Below are 25045 nucleotides of genomic sequence, written 5' to 3'. Positions count from 1 at the left end.
CTGTGTCTTATCTCCCAATATTGAAGCTGTTCTCACTGCGAAAGGATACGCCATGGAGGAGCTCGGAATGACGAACCCGAACAACACGCTGGAAGCCGCTGGTTTTGCTGGTCTGGCTTCGGTTCGATATAATTATTCCGAAGCCGAACTCTACGAGGACGCGATCCGGAATGGCGAAGCGACGCTCACCGCCCATGGTGCCCTGCGCGCATTGACCGGCCAGCACACCGGCCGTTCGCCCAAGGACAAGCACGTTGTCCGCGACGAAAACACTGATCCCAAGATTTGGTGGGACAACAATCGTCCGATGTCGCCGGAGCATTTCGCTGTTCTCAAAGCCGATATGCTGGCACATGCCAAGGGCAAGTCGCTCTATGTCCAGGACCTGATCGGCGGTGCCGACAAGGACAATGCGTTGCCCACTCGCGTGGTCACGGAGTTCGCCTGGCATTCGCTGTTCATCCGCAACCTGCTGATCCGTCCGAAACGTGACGAGCTCGAAAGCTTCGAACCGAAGCTGACGATTATCGATCTGCCGGATTTCAAGGCCGATCCGGAGCGCCATAGCACGCGCAGCGAAACTGTCATCGCCTGCGATTTCACCAACGGCATCGTGCTGATCGGTGGCACCTCCTATGCCGGTGAAATGAAGAAATCGGTATTCACCGCGCTCAACTACCTCTTGCCAGAGAAGGGCGTCATGCCGATGCACTGCTCTGCCAATATGGGCGAGGGCGGTGACACGGCTGTGTTCTTCGGCCTCTCGGGCACGGGCAAGACGACGCTGTCGGCTGATCCGAACCGCACCTTGATCGGCGACGACGAGCACGGCTGGGGCAAGCATGGCGTCTTCAATTTCGAGGGCGGCTGCTATGCCAAGACCATCAAGCTTTCCAAGGAATCGGAGCCGGAAATCTTCGACACCACACAGCGCTTCGGCACGGTGCTCGAAAATGTGGTGCTCGATGACAACCGGAAGCCGGATTTCAACGACGGGTCGTTGACCGAAAACACCCGCGCGGCCTATCCCCTGCATTTCATTCCGAATGCATCCGAGAGCGGCCGGGGCAACCACCCGAAGACGATCATCATGCTGACGGCCGATGCCTTCGGCGTCATGCCGCCGATCGCGCGTCTGACACCCGACCAGGCGATGTACCACTTCCTCTCCGGTTACACCGCCAAGGTTGCCGGCACGGAAAAGGGCGTGACCGAGCCGGAAGCGACGTTCTCGACCTGCTTTGGTGCCCCGTTCATGCCGCGCCACCCCGCCGAATACGGGAATCTGCTCAAAAAGTTGATTGCCGAGCACGGGGTTACCTGCTGGCTGGTCAATACGGGCTGGACCGGCGGCGCCTACGGAACCGGTTCGCGCATGCCGATCAAGGCGACACGCGCGCTCCTGACGGCGGCTTTGACAGGCACGCTCAACAATGCTGTCTTCCGCCGTGACGCCAACTTCGGCTTCGAAGTGCCGGTCGCGGTCGAGGGCGTCAGCACCAAGATCCTCGATCCGCGCTCGACCTGGCTCGAGGGTGCCGCTTATGACGCCCAAGCCCGCAAGCTGGTTGATATGTTCGTGGCGAACTTCACCAAGTTCGAGAGGCATGTCGATGGCGGCGTGCGCGACGCCGCTCCCGGTATCCACATGGCAGCCGAGTAAGCGATCGGCCTGATTCACGTGAAACCCGGCGGGTGGCAGCCCGCCGGGTTTTGCATGCGTGGTGCGGGTTGTCGGCCGGATTTTCCGCTCTATAAGGGAGGTCCAGGAGATGAACCATGGCTGCCGACACGCTCTACATCGATGACAGGATCGCCATTGCAGGCTGGGAGATGACGGAGAATTTCGTGCTCGCCTCAGGCCCGGGCGGCCAGAATGTCAACAAGGTCGCGACCGCCGTCGAACTGCGCTTCGACCTAATCAACTCGCCGTCGATGCCGGAGCGCGTGAAGGCCAATGCCAAGCGCGTCTTCGGCCGCAAGCTTTCCAAGGAAGGCACCGTCGTCATCTTCGCGGCAAAATTTCGCTCGCAGGATCGCAATCGCGAAGACGCCCGTGAACGCCTCAAGGAACTGATCCTCGAAGCCAATGCGCCCCCGCCGCCGGTGCGCCGCAAGACCAAGCCCACCAAGGGTTCGATCGAACGCCGCCTGAAGGCCAAATCCGGCCGCGGCGATATCAAGAAGAACCGCGGCAAGGTCGGAGACGAGTAGTGCTGGTTCTTCCCAAGGGCATTCGCCATATTCCCGGATTTCTCGATCGTGACCGGCAGCAGGCACTGGTTGAGGCGATCCGTGCCGTTGTAATCGAAGCGCCCTTGTTCACACCGACGATGCCGAAAACCGGCAAGGAGATGTCGGTTCGGATGACCAATTGCGGGCCGCTCGGCTGGGTGACGGATCAGCAGCGCGGCTACCGATACCAGCCGACACATCCCGTCACCGGCAATCCCTGGCCGCCGATCCCTCAAATGCTGCTTGATATCTGGAACGAAGTCTCCGGCGCACATGTCCAGCCTGAGGCCTGCCTGATCAATTATTACGGTGCCGACGCAAAAATGGGCCTGCACCAGGACCGCGACGAACGGGAGTTTTCAGTGCCCGTCGTGTCGATCTCGCTGGGCGACGCCTGTCTGTTTCGCGTTGGTGGCGTCAGGCGTGAGGAACGGACCGTGTCGTTTCGGCTCGAAAGCGGTGATGTGATGATCATTGGCGGCGAAAGCCGGTTGGCATTTCATGGCGTCGACAAGATCTATCCGGGCACGTCGGCATTGCTGAAAAGGGAAGGGCGGATCAACCTGACGCTCCGGCGCGTCAATCCTGCTGACTGACTGACATCACAGCCGCCGCATCGACACCTTTTCAATCAGGTGATTCTCGCCCTTCTGCAGGATAAGGTCGGCGCGCGGACGGGTCGGCAGGATGTTCTTGTGCAGGTTCTTGAGATTGATGTTGGCCCACAGCCCCTCGGCGATTGCCAGCGCCGACCGCTCCGAGATCGTCGCATAGCGGTGGAAGAACGAGTCCGGGTTGCGAAATGCCGTGTCGCGCAGCCGCATGAAGCGGTCGACATACCAGCGGTGGATCTGGCTTTCCTCGGCATCTATGTAGATCGAGAAATCGAAGAAATCCGAGACCATCGGCACAATGCGGCCATCGGCGGGCAGGTCGCGCGCCTGTAAGACGTTGATACCCTCGAAAATCAGGATGTCGGGCCGGTCGATGATCTGGAACTGGTCCGGCAGCACGTCATAGGTCAGGTGCGAGTATAGCGGTGCCGGCACATGCGCTTGTCCCGCCTTGATGGCCGACAGGAATTTCAGCACCGCCGGCATGTTGTAGCTTTCCGGAAAGCCCTTCCGGTCCATCATGTTTTCCTTCTGCAACCAGGCATTCGGCTGCAGGAAGCCATCGGTCGTCACCAGATCGACCTTCGGGCTCGACGGCCAGCGCGACAAGAGTTCCTTGAGGATACGCGCGGTGGTCGACTTGCCAACGGCGACGGAGCCGGCGATGCCGATGATGAACGGCGTCTTCTGGTCGTCGGCGAGGCTCAGGAAGCGCTTGCGCTGGTTGAAGAGGATCTGCGAGGCCTCGACATGCGCCGATAGCAGCCGCGAAAGCGACAGATATATACGCCGCACCTCGTCGAGATCGATCGGGTCGTTGAGCGAGCGCAGGCGCTGCACTTCATCTGCCGTAAGCGTCAGCGGCGTATCGGCGCGGAACTTGGCCCATTCATCGGCGGTGAAAAAGCGGAAAGGCGAATAGCTCTCGTCGGCCATGTGGTCGAGCGGCACGCTGCCCTCGGTGATACGCACTTCCTTGTTCATGACGGAACCCGGCTGGCCTTTTCAGTAATGCCCGATTGCGCGGTCCGGCTTTCCAGCACGGCCATTACATCGGCAAGCGGAATGTCGGCGATCTTCAGTACGACCAGCAGGTGGTAGAGCAGGTCGGCCGCCTCGTCGGTGAGGTTCTTGCGGTCGTTGGCGATCGCTGCGATCACGGTTTCGACAGCCTCTTCGCCGAGCTTCTTGGCGGCTTTGGCTTGGCCGGCGGCAAACAGCTTCGCTGTCCACGATTCGTCCGGGGAGGCGGCCGCCCGCCGGGCTACGATGCGCTCCAGATCGGCAAGCGTGAAATCGCTCATCCGTCCACTCCCTTGATAATCTCGCCCTTACACCTGGTCGAGACGCATGGCGATGCCATTTTCCGCCATATAGCGCTTTGCCTCACCGATCGTATAGGTGCCGAAGTGAAAAATCGAGGCGGCAAGCACGGCATTGGCGTGGCCTTCGCGGATTCCATCGACGAGATGGTCAAGATTGCCAACGCCGCCCGAAGCAATCACCGGCACCGGCACCGCATCGGCAATGGTGCGCGTCAACGCGAGATCGTAGCCCGTCTTCTGGCCGTCCTGGTCCATCGAGGTCAGCAGCAACTCGCCGGCGCCGCGCTTGACCATCGCGTCGGCAAATTCCACGGCATCTATGCCGGTCGGGTTGCGGCCGCCATGGGTAAAGATCTCCCAGCGGTCGGCTTCGCCCTGTTTCGAGACTTTCTTGCAGTCGAGCGAGACGACGATGCATTGATCGCCGAACTTGTCGGCGGCCTGGGCGACGAAATCGGGGTCTTTCACCGCAGCCGAGTTGATCGATACTTTGTCGGCGCCGCAGAGCAGCAGCTTGCGGATATCGGCAAGCGCCCTGACGCCGCCGCCGACCGTCACCGGCATGAAACATTGCTCGGCCGTGCGTGCGACAACGTCAAAGATCGTCTCGCGATTGTCGGAGGAGGCAGTGATGTCGAGAAAGCAAAGCTCGTCGGCGCCGGCAGCGTCATAGGCGATCGCTGCTTCCACCGGATCGCCGGCATCGATCAGGTCGACGAAGGACACGCCCTTGACGACACGGCCGTCCTTGACGTCGAGGCAGGGGATCACGCGGGCTTTCAGGGTCATCTTCGTCTCCGCTTACGCGGCCTTCAATATCTTCAAAGCTTCCGTTGGGTCAATGCGACCATCGTAGAGCGCCCGGCCCGAGATTGCGCCTTCCAGGATCGCCGCATCCGGCTCGGCCATCCGCCTGATATCGTCGAGCGAAGCAAGGCCACCGGAAGCGATCACGGGGATCGAGACCGCGCGCGCCAGTTCCAGCGTCGAGGCCCAGTTGATGCCGGCGAGAATGCCATCGCGGTCGATGTCAGTATAGATGATCGCAGCGACACCTGCACCTTCAAAGCGCTTAGCCAGCTCAATAACGCCGAGCTCGGACGCTTCCGCCCAGCCCTCGACCGCCACCTTGCCGCCCTTGGCGTCGATGCCGACGGCGACCTTGCCGGGAAACAGCTTGCAGGCCTCGATCACCAGCGCCGGGTCGCGCACTGCGATCGTGCCGAGGATGACGCGGCTCAAGCCCTTGGCGAGCCAAGTCTCGATATGGGCGGTCGTGCGAATGCCACCGCCAAGCTGCACCGGGTTCTTGGTTGCCTTGAGGATTGCCTCGACCGCCGCGCCATTGACGCTCTCGCCAGCAAAAGCGCCATTGAGATCAACGACATGCAGCCACTCGAAGCCCTGGTCCTCGAAGTCCCTGGCCTGCGCGGCGGGATCGGCGTTGTAGACGGTCGCCTGATCCATGTCGCCGAGCTTCAGCCGGACGCACTGGCCGTCCTTCAGGTCGATGGCGGGAAACAAAATCATATCAGGGAGTCCATTTCAGGAAGTTTCCAATCAGCCGCAGCCCGAGCGCCTGGCTCTTCTCCGGATGGAACTGGGCGCCGGCCATGTTGTCGCGCGCCACGAAAGCGGTCATCGGGCCGCCGTAGTTAGTTGTCGCCACGACATCGGATCGGTTCTGCGCCGCCAGATGATAGGAATGGACGAAATAGGCATGCAGGCCGGCTTCGCCGGTCGGAATGCTGTCGAACAGCGCATGCGGACGGTTAAGCACCAACGTGTTCCAGCCGATCTGCGGAATCTTGAGATGCGCATCGGAAGGCGTCATCAGCACGACATCGCCCTTGATCCAGCCGAGGCCCTCGGTCACGGTCTTCTCCAGGCCACGCGATGACATCAGCTGCATGCCGACGCAGATGCCGAGAAACGGCCGTGCCTTGGTCTCGACGACATCACGCAGCGCTTCGATCATGCCGGGTACAGCATTCAGGCCGCGACGGCAATCGGCATAGGCGCCAACGCCCGGCAACACGATGCGATCCGCACTGGCGACACGGTCGGCTTTGTCGGTCAGTTCGATTTCGGCGTCCAAGCCTGTTTCACGCGACGCCCGCTCAAATGCCTTGACGGCGGAGCGCAGGTTGCCCGAACCATAGTCGATGATGGCGACCCGCATGCTCAGCGATCTCCATAGGAGCCGATGAGGCCAAGCGCCATCGTCCCGTGCGCCTGTCGATGCCGGTCAACCGGCGTCGCGTCTAGCGAGCCGAGCGCGCTGCTGCCAGCCGGGCCTGCAAAATAGATTTCCTCGGCTTCGTCGAGATCCTGGGCCGCAATCACCGCATTCAGACCCCAACCCTTGTGCTCCAGAATCTTGGCCCTGACATGGCCGCCTTCGAGTGACGTCCAGAGACTGAGGATGAAGCTGAAGGCGACGGGTAGGGCGTCGAGCCCCCACTGTTCGGCGATGATCACGCAGATGAGATAGAAGATCACGGCAAGACCGGCAATCAGCCACATCTTCTTCAACAGCAGCCACGGCAGCGGAAAGAAGAAGGCGAGCCAGGAAAATCCGTCGCGGATAAAGAGAGTGTCTTTTTCCGGATTCTTCGGAACTGGCGGGGTCAGAACGTAGAAATTGGCCATGGAACTCCCACAGGATCTCAAAGAGTGCCCTTGGTTGACGGAATGCGGCCTGCCTGGCGCGGATCGATTTCGGTCGCTGTCCGAAGCACGCGGGCAACCGCCTTGAAGCATGTCTCCGAAATATGGTGGTTGTTGGCCCCATAAATGTTCTGGATGTGCAGCGTGATGCCGGCATTCATCGCCAGTGCCTGGAAGAATTCGCGCACCAGCTCAGTGTCGAATGTGCCGATCTTCGGCGCACTGAAGGCCACGTTCCACACCAGGAACGGCCGCCCCGATACATCGATCGCAGCCTTGGTCATGGTTTCGTCCATCGCAAGATCGAGAGACGCGTAACGGGTGATGCCGCGCCGGTCGCCGAGCGCCTTGGCGATCGCCAGGCCGATGGCAATGCCGGTATCCTCGACCGCGTGGTGATCGTCGACATGCAGGTCGCCCTTGGTCTCGATCTGCATGTCGATCAACGAATGGCGCGAAAGCTGTTCGAGCATGTGGTCGAAAAAGCCGATGCCTGTCGAGATTTTTGAGCTGCCAGTGCCGTCGATGTCGACCGAAACCGAAACCGAGGTCTCGTTGGTCTTGCGCGACACGCTGCCGGTGCGTTTCAAGCCGATGTCTGCCATTCCCATGCCTGTCTTTGCTGCGAGCCAAGTCTCCGGCTGCTTATCAGTGCATGAACCAAGAATCCAGCATTGGCCGGCCAAAAACGACGCGGGATTGTATTTCGGGCGGTCTTCATTACATAAATTCGCAACGAGCCGCCGAAATCGCGGCGAAAGTGAAATCGAGATGAGTATGAGTGAAGACAATCCCTATGGAACGATGCATGCGACGACCATCATCACGGTCCGGAAAGACGGACAGGTGGTGATGGCCGGCGATGGCCAGGTGTCGCTTGGCCAGACGGTGATGAAGGGCAATGCGCGCAAGGTGCGCCGGCTTGCCAAGGGCGAAGTGATCGCCGGCTTTGCCGGTGCGACCGCCGATGCATTCACACTGCTGGAGCGGCTGGAAGCCAAGCTCGAACAATATCCGGGCCAGCTGCAGCGCGCCTGCGTCGAACTCGCCAAGGATTGGCGGACAGACAAGTACCTCCGTCGTCTCGAAGCGATGATGCTGGTGGCCGACAAGTCGATTACCCTCGCAGTCACAGGCAACGGTGACGTGCTCGAACCCGAGCATGGCACGATGGCCATCGGTTCGGGTGGCAACTACGCCTTTGCGGCAGCCCGCGCGCTCATGGACAGCGACAAGTCGGCCGAAGACATCGCCCGCCGCGCCATGAAGATCGCCGGCGACATCTGCGTCTACACCAATTACAACGTGGTGGTCGAAACGCTCGATGCAGAATAGCGGAATCTATGCTTTCCGGCTGGTGGAGAAGGCGGATCTGCCGCTCCTGCAAAGCTGGCTGGAAGCGCCACATGTGAAGGCATGGTGGGGCGATCCGGAAGGCGAGATTTCGGAGATCGCAGAATTCCTCGATGGATCGTCGGTGCGACCCTATATCGTTTCGCTGCTGGATCGGCCGATTGGTTATATCCAGTCCTACGATCCGCATGAGGAATATGACCATCCCTACCAGGACCAGCCGGCGGGTACGCTCGGCATCGACCAGTTCATCGGTGTGCGCGAATTGACCGGCCTCGGCCATGGTCCCGCGATGATCAAGGCGTTTTGTCGGGGGTTGTTTGAGGGCGGTGCCAAGCGCATCGTGACCGATCCGGACCCGGACAATCACCATGCCATTCGCTGCTATGCCAAGGCCGGCTTCAGAAAAGACGACATTCGAAACACAGAATATGGCACGGTGCTGCTGATGCATCTGGATGCCGAAGATGAGATGAGAAACACATGACCACCTTTACCCCACGAGAAATCGTCTCCGAGCTTGATCGCTTTATTATCGGGCAGAACGACGCCAAGCGCGCCGTCGCCATCGCGCTGCGCAACCGCTGGCGCCGCCAGCAACTGACCGGCGATCTGCGCGAAGAGGTGATGCCGAAGAACATCCTGATGATCGGGCCGACCGGCGTCGGCAAGACGGAAATTTCCCGCCGCCTCGCCAAGCTTGCCGGTGCACCCTTCATCAAGGTCGAGGCCACCAAGTTCACCGAAGTCGGTTATGTCGGCCGCGATGTCGAGCAGATCATTCGTGACCTCGTCGAGATTGGCATCGGCCTGATCCGGGAGAAGAAGCGTGCTGATGTCAACGCCAAGGCGCATCTGAATGCCGAGGAGAGGGTGCTCGATGCGCTGGTCGGTGCCACGGCCTCGCCGGCGACGCGTGATTCGTTTCGCCGCAAGCTGCGCGACAACGAACTCGACGACAAGGAAATCGATATCGAAATTGCCGACACGTCGAGCCCGGCAGGAATCGACATTCCGGGCATGGGCAATGGCGGGGTTGGCGTTTTCAACCTGTCCGACATTCTCGGCAAGGCGATGGGCGGCCGCTCCAAGAAGGTCAAGACGACAGTCAAGGACAGCTACAAGCTGCTGATCGCCGATGAATCCGACAAGCTGATCGATAGCGACCAGATTTCCCGTGAAGCGGTGATCTCGGTGGAAAACGACGGTATCGTTTTCCTCGATGAAATCGACAAGATCGCTGCCCGCGATGGCGGCGTCGGCGCCGGCGTGTCGCGCGAAGGCGTGCAGCGCGATCTGTTGCCGCTGGTCGAAGGCACCACGGTGTCGACGAAATACGGACCGGTGAAGACCGATCACATCCTGTTCATCGCCTCGGGCGCCTTCCATGTCTCCAAGCCGTCGGATCTGCTACCGGAATTGCAGGGCCGCCTGCCGATCCGCGTTGAGCTCAAGGCGCTGACCAAGGAAGATTTCCGCCGGATTCTCACCGAAACCGAGGCAAGCCTGATCCGCCAGTATATCGCGCTGATGGCAACTGAGAATGTGACCCTGTCTTTCAGCGAGGACGCGATCGATGCGTTGGCCGATGTCGCCGTCAAGCTCAACTCGACGGTCGAGAATATCGGCGCGCGCCGCCTGCAGACGGTGATGGAGCGCGTGCTGGACGAGATGTCCTTCGAGGCGCCCGATCAGTCCAGCCGCGAAGTCCACGTCGATGCCGACTATGTGCAGAAGCATGTCGGCGAGCTGGCGGCCAACACCGATCTGTCACGGTATATTCTCTGATCCGGGTTTTCCGTCTTTCCCTTCTTCCCGACACCACGGGGAGAAGGTGGCGAGCTTTCGGGCGACTACAGTGGGCGCAATGCGCGAAACGGCTGTGCGGGCGAAATCATCTCTTGATTTTGACACGATTGCGGGCGATTGGCTTGTCCGGCCCCTAACTCCACATCGAAGCGGATTTTTCCACCTTGCGCCGATTGCTGCTGTCCCTGATCGCTCTTTTCAGTTTGTCGCTGATCTGGGTCGCCGATGCCAATGCCGTCACCGTCGTTCCTGAAGGCAATCGCCATGCCGAGCAACCCAAGGTTCCGGGCGCTTCGGCGCGCCGTACCAGGGCAGGCAAGACCACCTTCGATGCGAAATACGACAAGGTGCGTGATCTTCTGGCGACCGATGCGCAGCTGATCTCCAAGATCAAGACCACCGCGCGCGCTTACGGCATCGACCCGATTCACATGGTCGGCGCGATCGTTGGCGAACACACTTATAATGTCGACGCCTATGACCGCCTGCAGAATTACTACATCAAGGCGGCGGCCTATACCGGCAATTCGTTCCGCTTCGCCTATGAAGGCGAGAAGGTCGACGATTTCATCGACCGGCCGGAATTTGCCGAATGCAAGGCCAAAAGCGGTTCTTATGCGACCTGGACCTGCGTCGAGCGGGTGTGGGAGCAGGATTTCCGCGGCAAGAATGTCGGCGGCACCGATTTTCCCAACAACCGCTTCTCAGCGGTGTTCTTCCAGCCTTTTTATGCCGGCCAGACGTTTGGCCTCGGCCAGATCAATCCGCTGACGGCGCTCGAACTCTCCGATCTCGTGCATCAGATCTCGAACTATCCTAAGCTCGATGAGGCCGATGCCAACGGCGTCTATGAAGCGATCATGGATCCCGACAAGTCGCTCGCCTACATGGCTGCATCCATCAAGATGTCGATCGACGACTACAAGCGCATCGCCGGCATGGACATCTCCAAGAATCCAGGCATTACCTCGACTCTATATAATGTCGGCAATCCGCAGCAGCGCGCCTATGCCCTTGCGAAGAAGAACAAGGACCGCGCGGCGAGCGGAGAACCGCCGATCCTGCCCGAAGAGAACTATTACGGCTGGCTTATTAACGATAAGATTGCCGAGCTCCGGAGTCTTCTGTAGACTCCTTAAGGGGCATAGGAAAATCGACGATGGATATCCGCCCCGAACCGTTTGAACCACCCGCCCCGATCCCGCGCACCATTCCGCCCTCGCGGCTTGAGATCATCAAGGTGATGTTCCGCAATCCGCTCGAGCTCTGGGGCCAGCCGAGCTACACGCTTCCCTATCTGCAGGTCAAATTCTTCGGGCAACTGACGACGATCGCCAATCATCCAGGCCTCATCAAGCATGTTCTCGTCGATAACGCAGCCAACTATGGCATGCAGCCGATCCGGCAGCTGGTGCTGAGGCCGATTCTGCGCGACGGCTTGCTGACTGCGGAAGGCGATGTCTGGAAGCGTTCCCGCAAGGCGATGGCTCCGGTCTTCACGCCCCGCCACGCGCGCGGTTTTGCCAACCAGATGCTGCGCAAGACGGAAGAATTCGCCGAGCGCTACGCTGCCCCCGCGCGGAACGGCGAAGAAATCAACATCGCCACCGGCATGACCGAACTCACCTATGAGATCCTGGCCGAAACGCTGTTTTCCGGCGAGATCGCCACCGGTACCGACGGCTTTGCCGACCGCGTCGATTCGCTGCTGCACAATATGGGCCGCATCGATCCGATGGATTTGCTGATCGCGCCCGCCTGGGTGCCGCGCATCACCCGCATCCCCGGCAGGAAAGCACTCAAGGCTTTCCGTTCGATCGTCTCGGAGACGATGGATGCTCGCAAGGCAGCGATCGAGCGCGGCGACGATGTGCAGGACGACTTCCTGACGCTGCTCTTGAAGCTCGAAGGCCCTGAGGGCCTAACTCGCGACGAGATCGAAGACAATATCCTCACCTTCATCGGTGCGGGGCATGAAACCACCGCGCGGGCGCTGGCCTGGACGCTCTATTGTGTCGCCGAAAGCCCGCATTTCCGCAACCTGATGGAAGACGAGATCGATCGAGTCATCGCCGATGGCGCCGATCCCGTCGACTGGCTCGATGCGATGCCGCATGTCCGCGCCGCCTTCGAGGAAGCGCTGAGGCTCTATCCGCCGGCGCCGTCGATCAATCGCGCACCCCTCGAAGACGACGAATGGACGGACGAGAGCGCCAAGACAATCCAACTGCCAAAGGGCGAATCGGTGCTGGTCATGCCGTGGACGCTGCACCGGCACACATTATACTGGGACCGCCCGCGGCATTTCATGCCGGAACGCTTCCTCCCCGGCAATCGCGACAAGATCAATCGCTTCCAATACCTGCCGTTCGGTGCGGGACCGCGTATCTGTATCGGCGCGACTTTTGCATTGCAGGAAGCGGTGATCGCGCTTGCGGTGCTGATGAAGCGCTATCGCTTTGACGTGACGGCGAATACCAGGGCCTGGCCGGTACAGCGGCTGACGACGCAGCCCCTCAACGGGATTGCGATGTCGGTTCGGGCGCGCTGAGCTTCGTGCCCGGCTTGGCGATCTTTTTGATGCGCGCGCAGGTCGATTCGCCGACATTGTCGCAGGGTCGATAGGTAACGATCTCGCTGCCCGAGCCATCCGCCCAGACGACCTGGATGGTCACGGTTTTGGCCTTGTGACCCTTCATGTCGAGATAGATGTATTTGTTGGTGGGATCGTCGGCCGGAATGTTGAACGGCTGCTGGGGATCGCAGCTGCCGAGCGGAAAGCGTTGATCCAACTCGTCTGAATCGATGGAGTAGCGCACTTCCGAGAGCCGGCAGCGCATGGTCTGCAACGCTGTGAAATAGATGAGCTGGCGATTGTCATAGTTGCGGAACTGGATCCAACCCGGCTGCCGGTTGGCATCGAGCATGGCCTTGTAGATCGACATTTCAGGCAGTTCCGGCTTGTATTCGTCCTCATCGCTCTCTTGCGCGAATGCGCTTGCGCCCGCGGTCAGCATCAAACCGGCCATCAATGCTCTGCTCAGCTTCGTCCAAATACCCATAGGTCCCATCCACTTGTCGGTTTTTACGCTGATCTGCCGCATCCTGGTCTGGATATCGGCCCCGAAATCCCATAAGCCGCTTGAGGCTTCATGCCGTCAAGGCATGGTTCTTTCAAGGCGTTACAGCAGCACTTAATGGTATAACGGCGTGGCATCGCGATTTCTTCTCGGCATCGACACAGGTGGAACTTATACGGATGCGGTGCTCTTCAGCCCCGAGGAGGGGGTGAAGGCGAGAGCCAAGTCGCTCACCACCCGCCATGACCTTTCCGAAGGCATCCGCAAGGCGGTCGAGAATGTGCTCGACGAGACCGGCACTGATCCATCGTCGATCCGCCTCGCGTCGCTGTCCACCACGCTCGCCACGAATGCGCTGGTCGAGGGCCAGGGCGGCCGCGTCGGCCTTATCATGATCGGTTTCGGCCCCGAGGATCTCGAGCGCGACGGTTTGAAGGCGGCGCTGGGCGCCGATCCCGTCATTTTCCTGCCCGGCGGCCACAATGTCTATGGCCACGAGACGCCGCTCGATATGTCGGCGCTGGAAATCGAGATCGAGCATCTGTCGACGACGGTCACTGCCTTTGCCATTGCCGGCTACTTCTCCACCCGCAATCCCGACCATGAATTGCGAGTGAGGAATTTCGTCCGTGAGCGCACGCATCTGCCGGTGACTTGCAGCCATGAACTTTCCTCCAAGCTTGGCGGTCCGCGCCGGGCGCTGACGACATTGTTGAACGCGCGACTTGTGTCGATGATCGACCGGCTGATCGGCTCATCGGAAGATTTTCTGAAGGCGCATGGAATCAAGGCGCCGCTGATGGTGGTGCGCGGTGACGGTGCGTTGATTTCTTCCGCCGAGGCACGGTTGCGGCCGATCGAGACGATTCTCTCCGGCCCGGCGGCAAGCTTGGTCGGCGCGCGATTCCTGACCGGCCTCGACAACGCAGTCGTTTCCGACATCGGCGGCACGACGACGGATGTGGCGATTCTCGACAATGGCCGGCCGCGGCTGGATGAAGAAGGTGCTGTCGTCGGCGGCTATCGCACCATGGTGCAGGCTGTCGCCATGCGCACCTACGGCCTCGGCGGTGATTCGGAAGTGCATGTGAATGCCCGCGGGCTTGAGGCATCGCTGATTCTCGGTCCCCGACGCATCCTGCCGCTCAGCCTTGTCGCCCATCTGCACGGCAATGACATCATCGACGCGCTGGACCGGCAGCTCAAGGCGACCCATCCCGGTCGCCACGACGGACGATTCGCTATCCGCTCCGGACTGCCGGATAGATTCGCCAGCGGTCTTTCGGTTCAGGACGAGACGCTCTACCAGCGAATCAATGACAAGCCGATCGCACTCAATGATCTGTTGATGTCCTCGATGCAGAAAGCATCTCTCGACCGGCTGGTTTCGCGTGGCCTCGTTCACATCGCCGGCGTCACGCCATCGGACGCCATGCATGTGCTGGGACGGCAGAACCAGTGGAACACTGACGCGGCGCGTTTGGCGCTCGAACTCGGGGCTCGCACCAAGGACGGCACCGGCAAACCGATCGCATCGTCGGCCGAGGCATTTGCCGAGAAGATCGAAAGGCGCATGACACGGCAGTCGTCGGAAGTGATTCTCGCTGCGGCGCTCAGCGAAGACAATGTCGAAGGCGTCGACCCATCGCGATCCGTCCCGGTGGAGAGAGCCCTGGCCCGAAAGCCGGGAGTGGTTCGCTTTGCACTGTCGCTCGATCGGCCTCTGATTGGCCTCGGCGCCTCGGCGCATGTCTATTATCCCGCGATTGCCGAAATGCTGGATGCCGAATCGATCATTCCATCCGATGCAGGCGTCGCCAATGCGATTGGTGCGGTTGCCGGCGAAATTAGCCAGACCGTGGTGGTGACGGTGACGTCGCCGGAGGATGGCGTGTTCGTCATTTCCGGTGGCGGCGATACCACGCGCATGGTCGGCGAAGCGCAGACGATGGACATCGCCCGCAAACGCGCGACGGACACGGCGCTCGAACACGCCATCGCAAGCGGCGCCGATGAGCCGGTGGTCCACCTCAACGAAGTCATCGAGGCACCCGAGATCGAGGGCAATCGCAAGCTGGTAGAGGCGCGCTTCACGGCAACCGCGATCGGAAGGCCAAAAATCACCTGACATTTGTTCCTCGTGGGAATAAATCCTGGGTGCTTGCATCGGATTGACTGATTTCCGTCGATACCGCACTGTTCGCGCGATTTCAGGGTTTTGAATGAAGGGTATCGCCATGACCATGGTGGAACAGCACGGGCTCCGCATCGACCAGGCGCTCTACGATTTCCTGCTCACCGAGGCGCTGCCGGGCACCGGCGTGAAGCCCGAGCATTATTTCACGAGTCTCGCCGATATCATCCACGACCTCGCTCCGAAGAATCGCGCACTGCTGCAGAAGCGTGATGCGATCCAGATGCAGCTCGACGACTGGTACAAGAAGAATGGAGCGCCGGTCGACATGGCGCGCTACGAGGCGTTCCTGCGCGAGATCGGCTACATCGTTCCTGAAGGCGGCCCCTTCACGATCAATACCGCAAATGTTGATCCCGAAATCGCCGCTATTGCCGGGCCGCAATTGGTCGTCCCGGTAATGAATGCACGCTATGCACTCAATGCCGCCAATGCCCGCTGGGGCTCGCTTTACGATGCGCTCTACGGCACCGACGCGATTGCCGAGTCGGATGGCGCTGAAAAGACCAAGGGCTACAATCCCGCTCGCGGCGCCAAGGTCGTCGCCTGGGCGAGAAAATTTCTCAATGAAGCCGTGCCGTTGGCCGGCGGCAGCTGGGAAGGCGTCACATCGCTGCTGATTCGCGATGGAGCACTGATCGTTTCCAACGAGATCGGCGAGACTGGTCTGCGCGATCCGCATCAATTTGCCGGCTATCTGCAGAATGAGCTCGTCGAGTTGCGGGTCCTGCTGCGCAACAACGGCTTGCTGATCGAAATCCTCGTCGATCCCAACAGCATCATCGGCAAATCGGACCCCGCCAGCATTTCCGATGTGTGGATCGAATCGGCCATCACCGCGATCATGGACTGCGAGGACTCGATTGCCGCCGTCGATGCCGAGGACAAGGTCACAGTCTATCGCAATTGGCTCGGCCTCATGAAGGGTGACCTCACGGAAGAAGTGACCAAGTCAGGCAAGACCTTCACCCGTAAGCTCAATCCGGACGTCGACTACATCAAGCCGGATATCGGCACGCTTTCAGTCAAATGCCGCTCGCTGATGCTGGTGCGCAATGTCGGCCACCTCATGACCAACCCGGCGATCCTGGACAAGCACGGCAATGAAGTGCCCGAAGGCATCATGGATGCCTGCGTCACGGCTCTGATCGCGCTGCATGACATCGGTCCGAACGGTCGCCTGAAGAATTCCCAGGCCGGCTCGATGTATGTCGTCAAGCCGAAGATGCATGGGCCCGAGGAAGTCGCTTTCGCCGCCGAAATCTTCAAGCGCGTCGAAGAGATGCTGAAGATGCAGCCGAATACGATCAAGATGGGCATCATGGACGAGGAGCGCCGCACGACGGTCAACCTCAAGGAATGCATCCGCGCCGCCGCCGATCGTGTGGTGTTCATCAATACCGGCTTTCTCGACCGCACGGGTGACGAGATCCATACCTCGATGGAAGCCGGCCCGATGATTCGCAAGGGTGACATGAAGCAGGCGGCGTGGATCGCCGCCTATGAAAACTGGAATGTCGATACCGGTCTGGAATGCGGCCTGTCGGGTCACGCGCAGATCGGCAAGGGCATGTGGGCGATGCCCGACCTGATGGCTGCGATGCTGGAACAGAAGATCGCCCATCCGAAAGCGGGCGCCAACACTGCCTGGGTGCCGTCGCCGACAGCAGCCACGCTGCACGCGACTCACTATCACAAGGTCAATGTCGCGGCTGTGCAGGAAAGCCTGAAATCACGCCCGAAGGCCGAGCTTAGCGACATTCTCAGCATTCCGGTTGCGTCGCGACCCAACTGGACGCAGGAGGAAATCCAGCACGAGATCGACAACAATTGCCAGGGCATACTCGGCTATGTCGTCCGCTGGATCGATCAGGGCGTCGGTTGCTCCAAGGTGCCCGATATCAACAACATCGGCCTGATGGAAGATCGCGCCACTCTGCGTATTTCGGCCCAGCACATGGCCAACTGGCTGCATCATGGCGTCATCACCGAAGATCAGGTGATCTCGACGATGAAGCGGATGGCCGAGGTGGTCGACAGCCAGAATGCCGGCGACCCGCTCTACACGCCAATGGCGCCGCATTTCGGCAGCTCGATCGCCTTCCAGGCGGCAGTCGAACTGGTGATGAAGGGTCGTATCCAGCCGAATGGCTACACCGAGCCGGTGTTGCATCGCAGGCGCCTGGAGCTCAAGGCGAAGTTGGCGGGCTGATTCGCACTATGCGGACTTGAAATCCTCCAGCACCTGTTCGATCACCCGACGGGAGATCGACACCAATACCGGATTTGTCTCGAGATAATAGGGTAGTGCGATCAGCGCCACGGACAGCGCCCAGCCACGTCCGCGCAGCCAGGTCGAATCATCGACCGAAAGCGCTGCGCGGAATGTTTGTCGTGTGCTGGCGTCGAGCATCGACCAGGCTATCATCAGGTCAGTGGCCGGATCGCCAACGGTCAGGCATCCGAAATCGATAATTCCTGTCAATTCGCCATTCTCAACGATCAGGTTGGCGGGATGGATATCGCCATGCAACCAGACCGGGGCAGCATCCCAGCGAGGCGCGGCAAGCGATTGCCCCCAGGCGACTAGCGTGGTTTCCACGTCGATCAGTCCATGAAGGTCGGTGATCGCGGCACGAGTTTCCTTGTCGCGTCCAGCCAGCGGTCCACCGCGGCCGCCGGTAGGCGAATCGCTTGGAATCGGCGCATGACGAAGAGAGCGAACGAACTCGGCGAGCTTCAGCGATGCGTGACCGAGATCTTGGGGAGGATGCAGAAAAGCATTTTCGCCCTCGAGCCACTCACACACCGACCAGTGAAACGGATAATCACTCGTCGGCATGCCGACCGCCAATGGCCGCGGAATCCTCAGGGCAAGCTGCGGAGCAAGGGGACGCAGCCAGCGAAAATCCTTTTCCGCCTGTCCCGCTGCAGCCGGTATGCGCGGAAAGCGCACTGCCATCGCACTTCCGAGCCGATAGATCGTATGGTCGGTGCCACCCGAATTCACCTTCGTCAAAGGGAGACCGGCATGCTGCGGAAACTGGGCATCGATCAGCGATCGCGCCTGGGCGTCGCTGACGATGATTTCGTCCGCATGCATCCTTGTCGTGGTCATCATCCACCTATGTAAAAACAAAAGAGCCGCCGGGAAATCCCAGCGGCTCTCGTCAGATCTCAGGGTTCGGATCAGAGAACGACGACGCGCGTGCTCTTGCCCGGACGGACGCGTGAATAAAGGTCGATGACGTCCTGGTTCATCAGACGGATGCAGCCCGACGAGGCGGCAGTGCCGATCGAAGCCCATTCCGGCGTACCGTGCAGGCGGAACATCGTATCATGACCCTTGTCGTCGAACAGATACATGGCGCGTGCGCCGAGCGGATTGGTGATGCCGGGGTCCATGCCCTTTTCGACATACTTGGCGATTTCCGGCTTGCGCACGGCCATTTCAGCCGGCGGATGCCAAGTCGGCCATTCCTGTTTCCAGGCCACATAGGCCTCGCCCTTCCAGGCAAAACCCTGCTTGCCGACGCCGATGCCGTAGCGCATAGCCTTACCGTCGCCCAAAACGTAGTACAGGAAACGTGTGCGCGTATCGACGATGATCGTGCCGTGCTTTTTGTCTGTCGGGTAATCGACGACCTGGCGGTGGAATTTCTTGTCGACCCGGTTGATCGGGATGGCCGGCAGGGCATAGCCTGCGTCGGTGACCTTGCCATACGACTCGGTGACGATTTCGGACGTCTCGACGCTGGCGGTTTCGGATGTCGATGTTGTGGAGCAGGAAGCTAGGCCGAGGCCGAGGAGCAGGCCGAATGCCGTAGTCGCGTAGCGGAGGCGCATCTGTTTCTCTTGACTTGAATTGTGGGAGGAGGATGGTTGGTGCCCACCATCTCTAAATACGGTTTATTTGCGATTGGCCCGGCTTTTGCAAGCGCCGCAACGCCCGAGGAACCCCGGCGTTGCGGCAAAGAAAGCCACCATTGTTTTTTTGCAACATTATGCCCTTGAAACGGCAGGATTAGCGCATGGCAATACTTTCGATTCACGGAGACAACCCACTCAAGGATGGGCGGCAATCGCAGCGCGCGCTGGCCATTCGTCGTGGCATGCAGAGGCTACTGCATGACATGCGTCACGCGACCTTGCCGGAACTGGCGCTGTCCAGCGGCAGGCGCGCCGATATCGTTACTTTGTCGGAAAAAGGTGAAATCTGGATTATCGAGATCAAATCCTCGATCGAGGACTTTCGAGTCGATCGAAAATGGCCTGAATACCGCGCCTTTTGTGACCGGCTTTTCTTCGCAACCCTGCGAGATGTGCCGGCCGAGATCTTTCCCGAGGAATGCGGGCTGTTCCTGTCGGATTCCTATGGCGCCGAGATGATTCGTGATGCGCCTGAGCACAAGCTGCTGCCCGCCACCCGCAAGGCACTGACGCTGAATTTCTCCCGCATCGCCGCCGCACGCCTGATGCATGCGGAATGGGCGGCCGATCGGCTGGGTATCCCCAACCCCAACGAGCCCGAAAACGACAGCTTATGAAGAGTGAATATTACTTCGGCGCGCGTTTGGCGAGGATGCGCTGCAATGTACGCCGGTGCATGTTGAGGCGTCGCGCGGTTTCCGAGACGTTGCGTTCGCACATTTCATAGACGCGCTGGATATGTTCCCAGCGCACGCGATCGGCCGACATCGGGTTTTCCGGCAACTCGACCTTCTCGCCACTTTTGCGCGTCAGGGCGGCAAACACTTCGTCCGCATCCGCTGGCTTGGCCAGATAGTCTATGGCGCCGAGCTTTACCGCCGTCACCGCCGTAGCGATATTGCCGTAGCCGGTCAGCACGATCATATGCGAATCATCGCGCTTGGTGCGGATGGTTTCGATGACATCGAGGCCGTTGCCGTCGGCGAGCCTTAGATCCACCACCGCATATTTCGGCGGACGGGCCTTGGCCTTGGCGATTCCTTCCGCCACGCTCTCTGCCGTCTCCACCTTGAAGCCGCGGCTCTCCATGGCGCGGGCCAGGCGCTTGAGGAAGGGCGCGTCATCCTCGACGATCAACAGCGAGGCATCAGCGCCGATAATATCGGCGGAAGCGGGATGTGCGGCAATTTCGGTCATGATTGGAAAACCCTTGGTGTACACAGTCAATATAGGCGAGTTCCGGTGGCGGCCAAGCGCCAATCAGCGCTCTGCGTCCATATATTCGCGTTTCCAAGTTATCGTGACGCGAGCGCCTGACGTGTTTTCGAATGTCAACTCGGCACCGGAGCGTTCCAGCAGGGTCTTGGCGATGAAAAGGCCCAGGCCGAGCCCCCCCGCCTTTGGATGTCCCGTGCGGCTCGTCACATAGGGCTCGCCGATTCGCTGCAATATATCCGGGGCAAAGCCCTCACCATTGTCCTCAATGACGATCTGGACGATGTTCTTGTCGTGCCGGACACGCACGACAACTTCGGACTGCGCGTAGTCGACGGCATTCTCGATCAGGTTGCCGAGGCCGTAGACCACGCCGGCATTGCGCCGGCTGACCGGCTCGTCTGCACGCGGGCTTTCCTCGATAACCTTGATGTCGATGCCAAATTCGCGATGCGGCGCCGTCACCTCCTCGATCAGGGAGGAAAGTGGCATCTTCCGCATATGCTCTTCGCTACCGGTCGACAGCGTCGTCAGCCGCTTCATGATATCGCGACAGCGCTCGCTCTGGGAGATCAGCAGTTGCACATCCTCATGGAAGCGGTCGGTCGGCCCGATCTCGCGACTCATTTCCTTGGCAACCAGAGATATGGTGGCGAGCGGCGTGCCGAGTTCATGGGCGGCCGCAGCCGCCAACCCGTCGAGTTCCGAAAGGTGCATTTCCCGCTGCAACACCAGTTCCGTCGCCGCCAGCGCCGCTGAAAGCTCGCTGGCTTCCTCCGACACACGATAATTGTAAAAGGCGGCAAAGGAAGTGGTCGACACGATCGCAAACCACATGCCGGCGAGCAGGATCGGCTCGAACGGCACCGTGATGCCCGGATACCAGGGCAGCGCGAAAGGCGAAAACGCCAGCGCTGTAATGCAAAGGATCGCCACCAGCACCAGCCCCAGGCTGTAGCGCAGCGGCTGCGAGGCGCTCGAAATGATCACCGGCACGGAAATCAGCGGCGCAAACGGATTGGTCAGCCCGCCGGTGACGAAGAGCAGCGCCGCCAGCTGGAACAGATCGAAGGTCAGGAGCGCCAGCGCCCAGGACGGTTCGAGCCGGAACGTCGAGGGATAGGAGAGCTGCAGCCAGGCATTGGCCAGCGCCAGCACGGTGATCAGCGCCGCACAGGCAAACAGCGGCAGAGAAAATTGCAGCACCACCGCAACGATGACCACCGATACCGCCTGGCCGATCACGGCCAGCCATCGCAATCGAATCAGTGTCTCCAGCCTGAGTTTGCGGCCTTCGGGCCGGTCGACGATCGTTTCAAGCGCCATTTGTTGTTACTCTGCTTACGTGCCGCGCGGTTTGGCGCGCGCGGTCGGCGGCGCCTCGGATGGATCTTCGGGCCAGGGGTGCTTCGGGTATCGCCCGCGCATATCGGCGCGGACATCTTTCCACGAGCCCTTCCAGAAACCTGGCAGGTCCCGCGTGGTCTGAATCGGCCGGTGTGCTGGCGATGTCAATTCGAAAAGAATGGGAATGCGCTCGCCGCCCAGTGCCGGATGGCTCTTCAACCCGAAAAGCTCCTGCACCCGCACCGAAACCGAAGGCTCCTCGCCGCTATAGTCGACGGGATGGCGGTTGCCGGCCGGCGATTCGAAATGCGTTGGCGCCAGCCGGTCGAGATCGCGGCGCAGCGAATGCGGCACCAAGCTCAACAGTCCCTGCGACAGGCTGTCGGCGCGAATCGAATCGATTCCCCGTGCATCGTCGAGAAACGGCAGCAGCCAGTCTTCCACCGTTGCCATCAGCCCCTCGTCGCTGACTTCTGGCCATGGATCGCCGATCGTCCGGTGCAGGAATCCCAATCGCTCGCGCAGTTGCTGCGCCGCCTTCGAAAATGGCAGCGCCGAAATCCCCAGCATGCGGATGCCGTCGACAAGTGCCTTGGCCGCCCGTTCACCCGTCGGTCGGGCAAGCGGCGCCTCCTCGAAGATGATCGCCCCAAGTCGGGTGACGCGCCGCGCCCGCACCTGCTTCTTGTCGATGTCGAAGAAACACTCCTCCTCGCGCTTAATCGCGCCCGGCAGTTCCGCCTCGATTTCCGCCCGCGACGTCTCGGCCGCCGCGAGAATGCGTTGCGCGCCTGCTCGCCCCGTGAGGTCGGCGATGACAAGCATCTCGGATTTGGCGAGCCGCTCGGTATCGGCAACTTCGCCGCCGCGGCCATTGGCCATCACATAGCGACCACGTCCGCCGCGCTGGAAGGCGATCCGGTCCGGAAAGGCATGCAGCAGCAATTGTCCGATCGGAGCCCGAAATCCCGCCCGTTCATGCCTGGGAAGCGATTCGGCCAGCCGCTTTGCAAGCCGTCGCGACGATTCGGCCCGCTCGCCGCGATCACTCTGAAAGCGGCTGAGCCGCTCTTCAAGGTCGATGGAATTGCCGCCCAATCCTTGCTCGGTCAGAAGAATAGCCACCTCGCAGGCCTCCAGCCCGTGACCTTCCCGGTTCGCCGCGGTCGCCATGGCCGCCAGTCGAGGCGGCAAAGCTAGGTTGCGGATCAGCCGCCCTTCTTCCGTGATTGCGCCCTTGGCGTCGAACGCGCCCAGCGAAACCAGAAGGGTCCGCGCCTCCTGAATGGCGGTCGCCGGCGGCTGGTCGAGAAATTTCAGGTCGCCCGGGCCACTCACGCCCCAATAAGAGAGATCGAGAAGCAGGCCGGAGAGGTCGGTGGACAGGATTTCGGCCGGCGTAAAGGCTTCGAGCGCCGCCGTCTGCCCCTGGTGCCATAGCCTCAGCGCGATGCCGGGCTCGGTACGCCCGGCGCGGCCTGCCCGCTGGTCGGCGGAAGCGCGAGATACGCGGCGGGTCTCCAGCCGCGTGATTCCGGTTGCCGCTTCATAGACGGGTCGCCGCTGCAATCCGCTGTCGATGACGATGCGGACGCCATCGATGGTGATCGATGTCTCGGCGATCGAGGTGGCGAGCACGATCTTGCGCCTGCCATCCGGTGCGGGCTTGATCGCCTGGTCCTGTTCGGCTTGGGAAAGATTGCCGAACAGCGGCGCAATCACCGTCTCCGGTCCGAATCGGCCTTCAAGCCGTTCGGCGGTGCGGGTGATTTCTCGCTGCCCGGGCAGGAATGCCAGAATCGAGCCGCTTTCATCATGATGGGCAGCGATGATGGCGCGCGCCATCACATCCTCGATCTTCTGGCTGGAATCACGATCCTGATAGCGGATGTCGATGGGAAACGTCCGCCCCATGCTTTCGATCACCGGCGCATTCTCCATAAGAGAAGCGATACCCTCTATATCAAGGGTCGCCGACATCACCAGGATCCGCAGATCGTCACGAAGCCCCGCCTGCGCGTCGAGCGCCAGCGCCAGGCCAAAATCCGCATCGAGCGAACGCTCATGGAATTCGTCGAAGATAACCAGCGATACTCCCTTGAGTTCGGGATCATCGAGGATCATCCTGGCAAACACGCCCTCGGTCACTACCTCTATGCGCGTGCGCGCGGAGATCTTCGAATCCAGCCGCATTCGGTAGCCCACCGTTTCGCCGGTCTTTTCGCCCAGCAGCGACGCCATGCGGTTGGCTGCGGCGCGCGCCGCAAGCCGTCTCGGTTCGAGCAGGATGATCTTGCGCTCGCCACGCCAGGGCGCGTCGAGCAGGTAGAGGGGCACGATCGTCGTCTTGCCCGCGCCGGGCGGAGCGGAAAGAATGGCACGCGTGCCCGATTCGAGCGCCGCTGCTATAGATCCGAGGACCTCGGAGACGGGAAAATGAGGCAGGCTGACCGGCATGTCTGTTTCAAAGCTCCTCGGAAGCTTTGTAGGTCACTCTCTCCAGGGCGAAGATCGCCCCGGCCAGATCCTCGATACTGGCGCCGACCGACTTGAACAGCGTAATCTCCGATTCGCTTTCCCGTCCCTTGGCTATCCCACCCGCAAGATCGGCGAGATCCGCGACAATGTCGTCTGCTGATATGATGCCCGCGCGGATCGGTTGGATCAGGTCGCCGCCTTCCGCAAGCGCGCCCGCGCGCGTATCGACATAGATACGCGAACGCCGCACGGCCTCGTCGTCGCTCTCGCGCATCGTTGGCTTGAAGGCGCCAATCAGATCGAGATGGGTGCCGGGCTTGAGCCACTCTCCCTCTATAAGAGGACGTTCGGATAGAGTGCAGCAGGAAATGATGTCGGCGCTGGCCGCTGCCGAAGCCAGATCGTCGGTGACCGAGATCGAAAGGCCGAGTGATGCCGCCCGATCGGCGATCTGCTCAGCCTTTGCCGTGTCGCGGCCCCAGACCAGCACTTTGGTGATCGGCCGCACCGCTGCATGCGCTTCTATAAGATTGGCGGAAAGCCTTCCTGTTCCCACCACCAGCAGAGTGGAGCTGTCCTTGTGGGATAGATAGCGTGAGGCAAGCGCCGATGCCGCCGCCGTGCGCCGCGCCGTCAACTCGCCACCATCCAGTATGGTCAGCAGCTCGCCGGTCGATCCTGAGGACAACAGATAAGAGCCGAAGATCGCCGGTAGCCCGCGCTTGCCGTTGTCGGGAAACACCGAGACCATCTTGACGCCGAAATACCGGCCCGGCAGCCAGGCCGGCATCAGCA

Annotated in this window: 25 protein-coding genes (1 of these 25 cut by a window edge); 11 read left to right on the top strand and 14 right to left on the bottom strand. The window is 60.8% G+C overall.

Features of this window, described 5'->3' with window-relative positions:
• Positions 1 to 52 precede the first annotated feature (52 nt).
• The 3 genes from ACXHRN_RS24610 to ACXHRN_RS24600 all read left to right on the top strand — a co-directional run bounded on the left by ACXHRN_RS24610 (position 53) and on the right by ACXHRN_RS24600 (position 2831).
• Positions 53 to 1663, top strand: coding sequence for a phosphoenolpyruvate carboxykinase (locus ACXHRN_RS24610; RefSeq protein WP_488638894.1), 1611 nt, complete (start codon positions 53 to 55; stop codon positions 1661 to 1663).
• A gap of 116 nt (positions 1664 to 1779) precedes the next feature.
• The gene (gene arfB, locus ACXHRN_RS24605) at positions 1780 to 2214 is read left to right on the top strand and encodes an alternative ribosome rescue aminoacyl-tRNA hydrolase ArfB (RefSeq protein WP_488638893.1); all 435 of its coding nucleotides are present in this window, start codon (positions 1780 to 1782) and stop codon (positions 2212 to 2214) included.
• Positions 2214 to 2831 carry an alpha-ketoglutarate-dependent dioxygenase AlkB family protein gene (locus ACXHRN_RS24600; RefSeq protein WP_488638892.1) on the top strand — a complete coding sequence of 206 codons (618 nt, stop codon included), beginning with the start codon at positions 2214 to 2216 and terminating at the stop codon, positions 2829 to 2831. Before arfB ends, ACXHRN_RS24600 begins: the two co-directional genes overlap by 1 nt.
• A gap of 6 nt (positions 2832 to 2837) precedes the next feature.
• Here the strand turns inward: ACXHRN_RS24600 and coaA are convergent, their stop codons facing one another.
• Genes coaA through hisB form a run of 7 tightly spaced genes read right to left on the bottom strand, consistent with a single transcriptional unit; the run spans position 2838 to position 7449 of the window.
• The gene (gene coaA, locus ACXHRN_RS24595; protein WP_488642014.1) at positions 2838 to 3785 is read right to left on the bottom strand and encodes a type I pantothenate kinase; all 948 of its coding nucleotides are present in this window, start codon (positions 3783 to 3785) and stop codon (positions 2838 to 2840) included.
• Positions 3786 to 3829: 44 nt separating this feature from the next.
• Positions 3830 to 4153 (bottom strand): phosphoribosyl-ATP diphosphatase, encoded by a 324-nt coding sequence (locus ACXHRN_RS24590; RefSeq protein WP_488638891.1) that lies wholly within the window; start codon positions 4151 to 4153, stop codon positions 3830 to 3832.
• Positions 4154 to 4180: 27 nt separating this feature from the next.
• Positions 4181 to 4963: an imidazole glycerol phosphate synthase subunit HisF gene (gene hisF, locus ACXHRN_RS24585; protein WP_488638890.1), complete on the bottom strand. Its 783-nt coding sequence runs from the start codon at positions 4961 to 4963 to the stop codon at positions 4181 to 4183.
• 12 nt (positions 4964 to 4975) lie between these two features.
• The gene (gene hisA, locus ACXHRN_RS24580; protein ID WP_488638889.1) at positions 4976 to 5704 is read right to left on the bottom strand and encodes a 1-(5-phosphoribosyl)-5-[(5-phosphoribosylamino)methylideneamino]imidazole-4-carboxamide isomerase; all 729 of its coding nucleotides are present in this window, start codon (positions 5702 to 5704) and stop codon (positions 4976 to 4978) included.
• A gap of 1 nt (position 5705) precedes the next feature.
• Entirely contained in the window at positions 5706 to 6356 is a 651-nt protein-coding gene (gene hisH, locus ACXHRN_RS24575) for an imidazole glycerol phosphate synthase subunit HisH (protein WP_488638888.1), read from the bottom strand.
• Positions 6357 to 6358: 2 nt separating this feature from the next.
• The gene (locus ACXHRN_RS24570; protein WP_488638887.1) at positions 6359 to 6826 is read right to left on the bottom strand and encodes a DUF2628 domain-containing protein; all 468 of its coding nucleotides are present in this window, start codon (positions 6824 to 6826) and stop codon (positions 6359 to 6361) included.
• Positions 6827 to 6843: 17 nt separating this feature from the next.
• The gene (hisB, locus tag ACXHRN_RS24565; RefSeq protein ID WP_488642013.1) at positions 6844 to 7449 is read right to left on the bottom strand and encodes an imidazoleglycerol-phosphate dehydratase HisB; all 606 of its coding nucleotides are present in this window, start codon (positions 7447 to 7449) and stop codon (positions 6844 to 6846) included.
• Between the two features lie 172 nt (positions 7450 to 7621).
• Here hisB and hslV point away from each other — a divergent pair, with 172 nt between their 5' ends.
• The 5 genes from hslV to ACXHRN_RS24540 all read left to right on the top strand — a co-directional run bounded on the left by hslV (position 7622) and on the right by ACXHRN_RS24540 (position 12557).
• Positions 7622 to 8179, top strand: a complete 558-nt coding sequence (gene hslV / locus ACXHRN_RS24560) for an ATP-dependent protease subunit HslV (RefSeq protein WP_488642012.1) — start codon at positions 7622 to 7624, stop codon at positions 8177 to 8179.
• Entirely contained in the window at positions 8169 to 8684 is a 516-nt protein-coding gene (locus ACXHRN_RS24555; protein ID WP_488638886.1) for a GNAT family N-acetyltransferase, read from the top strand. Before hslV ends, ACXHRN_RS24555 begins: the two co-directional genes overlap by 11 nt.
• On the top strand, positions 8681 to 9985 hold the full coding sequence (hslU, locus tag ACXHRN_RS24550) for an ATP-dependent protease ATPase subunit HslU (RefSeq protein ID WP_488638885.1): 1305 nt from the start codon (positions 8681 to 8683) through the stop codon (positions 9983 to 9985). Before ACXHRN_RS24555 ends, hslU begins: the two co-directional genes overlap by 4 nt.
• 185 nt (positions 9986 to 10170) lie before the next feature.
• Positions 10171 to 11136 carry a DUF1402 family protein gene (locus tag ACXHRN_RS24545; RefSeq protein WP_488638884.1) on the top strand — a complete coding sequence of 322 codons (966 nt, stop codon included), beginning with the start codon at positions 10171 to 10173 and terminating at the stop codon, positions 11134 to 11136.
• Between the two features lie 29 nt (positions 11137 to 11165).
• Positions 11166 to 12557, top strand: a complete 1392-nt coding sequence (locus ACXHRN_RS24540) for a cytochrome P450 (protein WP_488638883.1) — start codon at positions 11166 to 11168, stop codon at positions 12555 to 12557.
• Here the strand turns inward: ACXHRN_RS24540 and ACXHRN_RS24535 are convergent.
• Positions 12523 to 13068, bottom strand: a complete 546-nt coding sequence (locus ACXHRN_RS24535; RefSeq protein WP_488638882.1) for a hypothetical protein — start codon at positions 13066 to 13068, stop codon at positions 12523 to 12525. The two genes, ACXHRN_RS24540 and ACXHRN_RS24535, sit on opposite strands and share 35 nt — an antisense overlap.
• Before the next feature lie 148 nt (positions 13069 to 13216).
• Between ACXHRN_RS24535 and ACXHRN_RS24530 the strand changes: the two genes are divergently transcribed.
• A complete protein-coding gene (locus tag ACXHRN_RS24530) occupies positions 13217 to 15214 on the top strand; it encodes a hydantoinase/oxoprolinase N-terminal domain-containing protein (RefSeq protein ID WP_488638881.1) in 1998 nt (665 codons plus the stop codon).
• 109 nt (positions 15215 to 15323) lie between these two features.
• On the top strand, positions 15324 to 17492 hold the full coding sequence (locus ACXHRN_RS24525; RefSeq protein WP_488642011.1) for a malate synthase G: 2169 nt from the start codon (positions 15324 to 15326) through the stop codon (positions 17490 to 17492).
• Between the two features lie 6 nt (positions 17493 to 17498).
• On the opposite strand, the gene ACXHRN_RS24520 is transcribed toward ACXHRN_RS24525, so the two are convergent.
• Both ACXHRN_RS24520 and ACXHRN_RS24515 read right to left on the bottom strand, forming a co-directional pair.
• A complete protein-coding gene (locus tag ACXHRN_RS24520) occupies positions 17499 to 18401 on the bottom strand; it encodes an aminoglycoside phosphotransferase family protein (RefSeq protein WP_488638880.1) in 903 nt (300 codons plus the stop codon).
• Between the two features lie 68 nt (positions 18402 to 18469).
• On the bottom strand, positions 18470 to 19126 hold the full coding sequence (locus ACXHRN_RS24515) for a L,D-transpeptidase (RefSeq protein WP_488638879.1): 657 nt from the start codon (positions 19124 to 19126) through the stop codon (positions 18470 to 18472).
• Between the two features lie 185 nt (positions 19127 to 19311).
• Between ACXHRN_RS24515 and ACXHRN_RS24510 the strand changes: the two genes are divergently transcribed.
• Positions 19312 to 19827, top strand: coding sequence for an MmcB family DNA repair protein (locus ACXHRN_RS24510; protein WP_488638878.1), 516 nt, complete (start codon positions 19312 to 19314; stop codon positions 19825 to 19827).
• Between the two features lie 10 nt (positions 19828 to 19837).
• On the opposite strand, the gene ACXHRN_RS24505 is transcribed toward ACXHRN_RS24510, so the two are convergent.
• The 4 genes from ACXHRN_RS24505 to lhpI all read right to left on the bottom strand — a co-directional run.
• Positions 19838 to 20407 carry an ActR/PrrA/RegA family redox response regulator transcription factor gene (locus ACXHRN_RS24505; protein WP_488638877.1) on the bottom strand — a complete coding sequence of 190 codons (570 nt, stop codon included), beginning with the start codon at positions 20405 to 20407 and terminating at the stop codon, positions 19838 to 19840.
• 63 nt (positions 20408 to 20470) lie between these two features.
• A complete protein-coding gene (locus ACXHRN_RS24500) occupies positions 20471 to 21751 on the bottom strand; it encodes an ActS/PrrB/RegB family redox-sensitive histidine kinase (RefSeq protein WP_488638876.1) in 1281 nt (426 codons plus the stop codon).
• Between the two features lie 15 nt (positions 21752 to 21766).
• Positions 21767 to 24229, bottom strand: coding sequence for an ATP-dependent helicase HrpB (hrpB, locus tag ACXHRN_RS24495; protein ID WP_488638875.1), 2463 nt, complete (start codon positions 24227 to 24229; stop codon positions 21767 to 21769).
• Positions 24230 to 24236: 7 nt separating this feature from the next.
• Positions 24237 to 25045 carry the 3' portion of a bifunctional Delta(1)-pyrroline-2-carboxylate/Delta(1)-piperideine-2-carboxylate reductase gene (gene lhpI / locus ACXHRN_RS24490; protein WP_488638874.1) on the bottom strand. Its footprint extends 151 nt past the window's final position, so 809 of the gene's 960 nt are visible here — the last part of the coding sequence; the start codon falls outside the window, past its right edge; it ends in the stop codon at positions 24237 to 24239.

The sequence above is a fragment of the Shinella sp. OV683 genome (genome assembly GCF_057787725.1).
The sequence above is the reverse complement of the archived record's forward strand: the minus strand, read 5'-3'. Positions and strand labels throughout refer to the sequence as shown.

Bases quoted from the DNA above. Each gene is read 5' to 3' on its own strand.
- ACXHRN_RS24610 (WP_488638894.1), top strand. From the start codon at position 53: ATGGAGGAGCTCGGAATGACGAACCCGAACAACACGCTGGAAGCCGCT.
- arfB (WP_488638893.1), top strand. From the start codon at position 1,780: ATGGCTGCCGACACGCTCTACATCGATGACAGGATCGCCATTGCAGGC.
- coaA (WP_488642014.1), bottom strand. From the start codon at position 3,785: ATGGCCGACGAGAGCTATTCGCCTTTCCGCTTTTTCACCGCCGATGAA.
- ACXHRN_RS24590 (WP_488638891.1), bottom strand. From the start codon at position 4,153: ATGAGCGATTTCACGCTTGCCGATCTGGAGCGCATCGTAGCCCGGCGG.
- hisF (WP_488638890.1), bottom strand. From the start codon at position 4,963: ATGACCCTGAAAGCCCGCGTGATCCCCTGCCTCGACGTCAAGGACGGC.
- hisA (WP_488638889.1), bottom strand. From the start codon at position 5,704: ATGATTTTGTTTCCCGCCATCGACCTGAAGGACGGCCAGTGCGTCCGG.
- hisH (WP_488638888.1), bottom strand. From the start codon at position 6,356: ATGCGGGTCGCCATCATCGACTATGGTTCGGGCAACCTGCGCTCCGCC.
- ACXHRN_RS24570 (WP_488638887.1), bottom strand. From the start codon at position 6,826: ATGGCCAATTTCTACGTTCTGACCCCGCCAGTTCCGAAGAATCCGGAA.
- hisB (WP_488642013.1), bottom strand. From the start codon at position 7,449: ATGGCAGACATCGGCTTGAAACGCACCGGCAGCGTGTCGCGCAAGACC.
- hslV (WP_488642012.1), top strand. From the start codon at position 7,622: ATGAGTGAAGACAATCCCTATGGAACGATGCATGCGACGACCATCATC.
- ACXHRN_RS24555 (WP_488638886.1), top strand. From the start codon at position 8,169: ATGCAGAATAGCGGAATCTATGCTTTCCGGCTGGTGGAGAAGGCGGAT.
- hslU (WP_488638885.1), top strand. From the start codon at position 8,681: ATGACCACCTTTACCCCACGAGAAATCGTCTCCGAGCTTGATCGCTTT.
- ACXHRN_RS24540 (WP_488638883.1), top strand. From the start codon at position 11,166: ATGGATATCCGCCCCGAACCGTTTGAACCACCCGCCCCGATCCCGCGC.
- ACXHRN_RS24535 (WP_488638882.1), bottom strand. From the start codon at position 13,068: ATGGGTATTTGGACGAAGCTGAGCAGAGCATTGATGGCCGGTTTGATG.
- ACXHRN_RS24525 (WP_488642011.1), top strand. From the start codon at position 15,324: ATGACCATGGTGGAACAGCACGGGCTCCGCATCGACCAGGCGCTCTAC.
- ACXHRN_RS24520 (WP_488638880.1), bottom strand. From the start codon at position 18,401: ATGATGACCACGACAAGGATGCATGCGGACGAAATCATCGTCAGCGAC.
- ACXHRN_RS24515 (WP_488638879.1), bottom strand. From the start codon at position 19,126: ATGCGCCTCCGCTACGCGACTACGGCATTCGGCCTGCTCCTCGGCCTC.
- ACXHRN_RS24510 (WP_488638878.1), top strand. From the start codon at position 19,312: ATGGCAATACTTTCGATTCACGGAGACAACCCACTCAAGGATGGGCGG.
- ACXHRN_RS24505 (WP_488638877.1), bottom strand. From the start codon at position 20,407: ATGACCGAAATTGCCGCACATCCCGCTTCCGCCGATATTATCGGCGCT.
- ACXHRN_RS24500 (WP_488638876.1), bottom strand. From the start codon at position 21,751: ATGGCGCTTGAAACGATCGTCGACCGGCCCGAAGGCCGCAAACTCAGG.
- hrpB (WP_488638875.1), bottom strand. From the start codon at position 24,229: ATGCCGGTCAGCCTGCCTCATTTTCCCGTCTCCGAGGTCCTCGGATCT.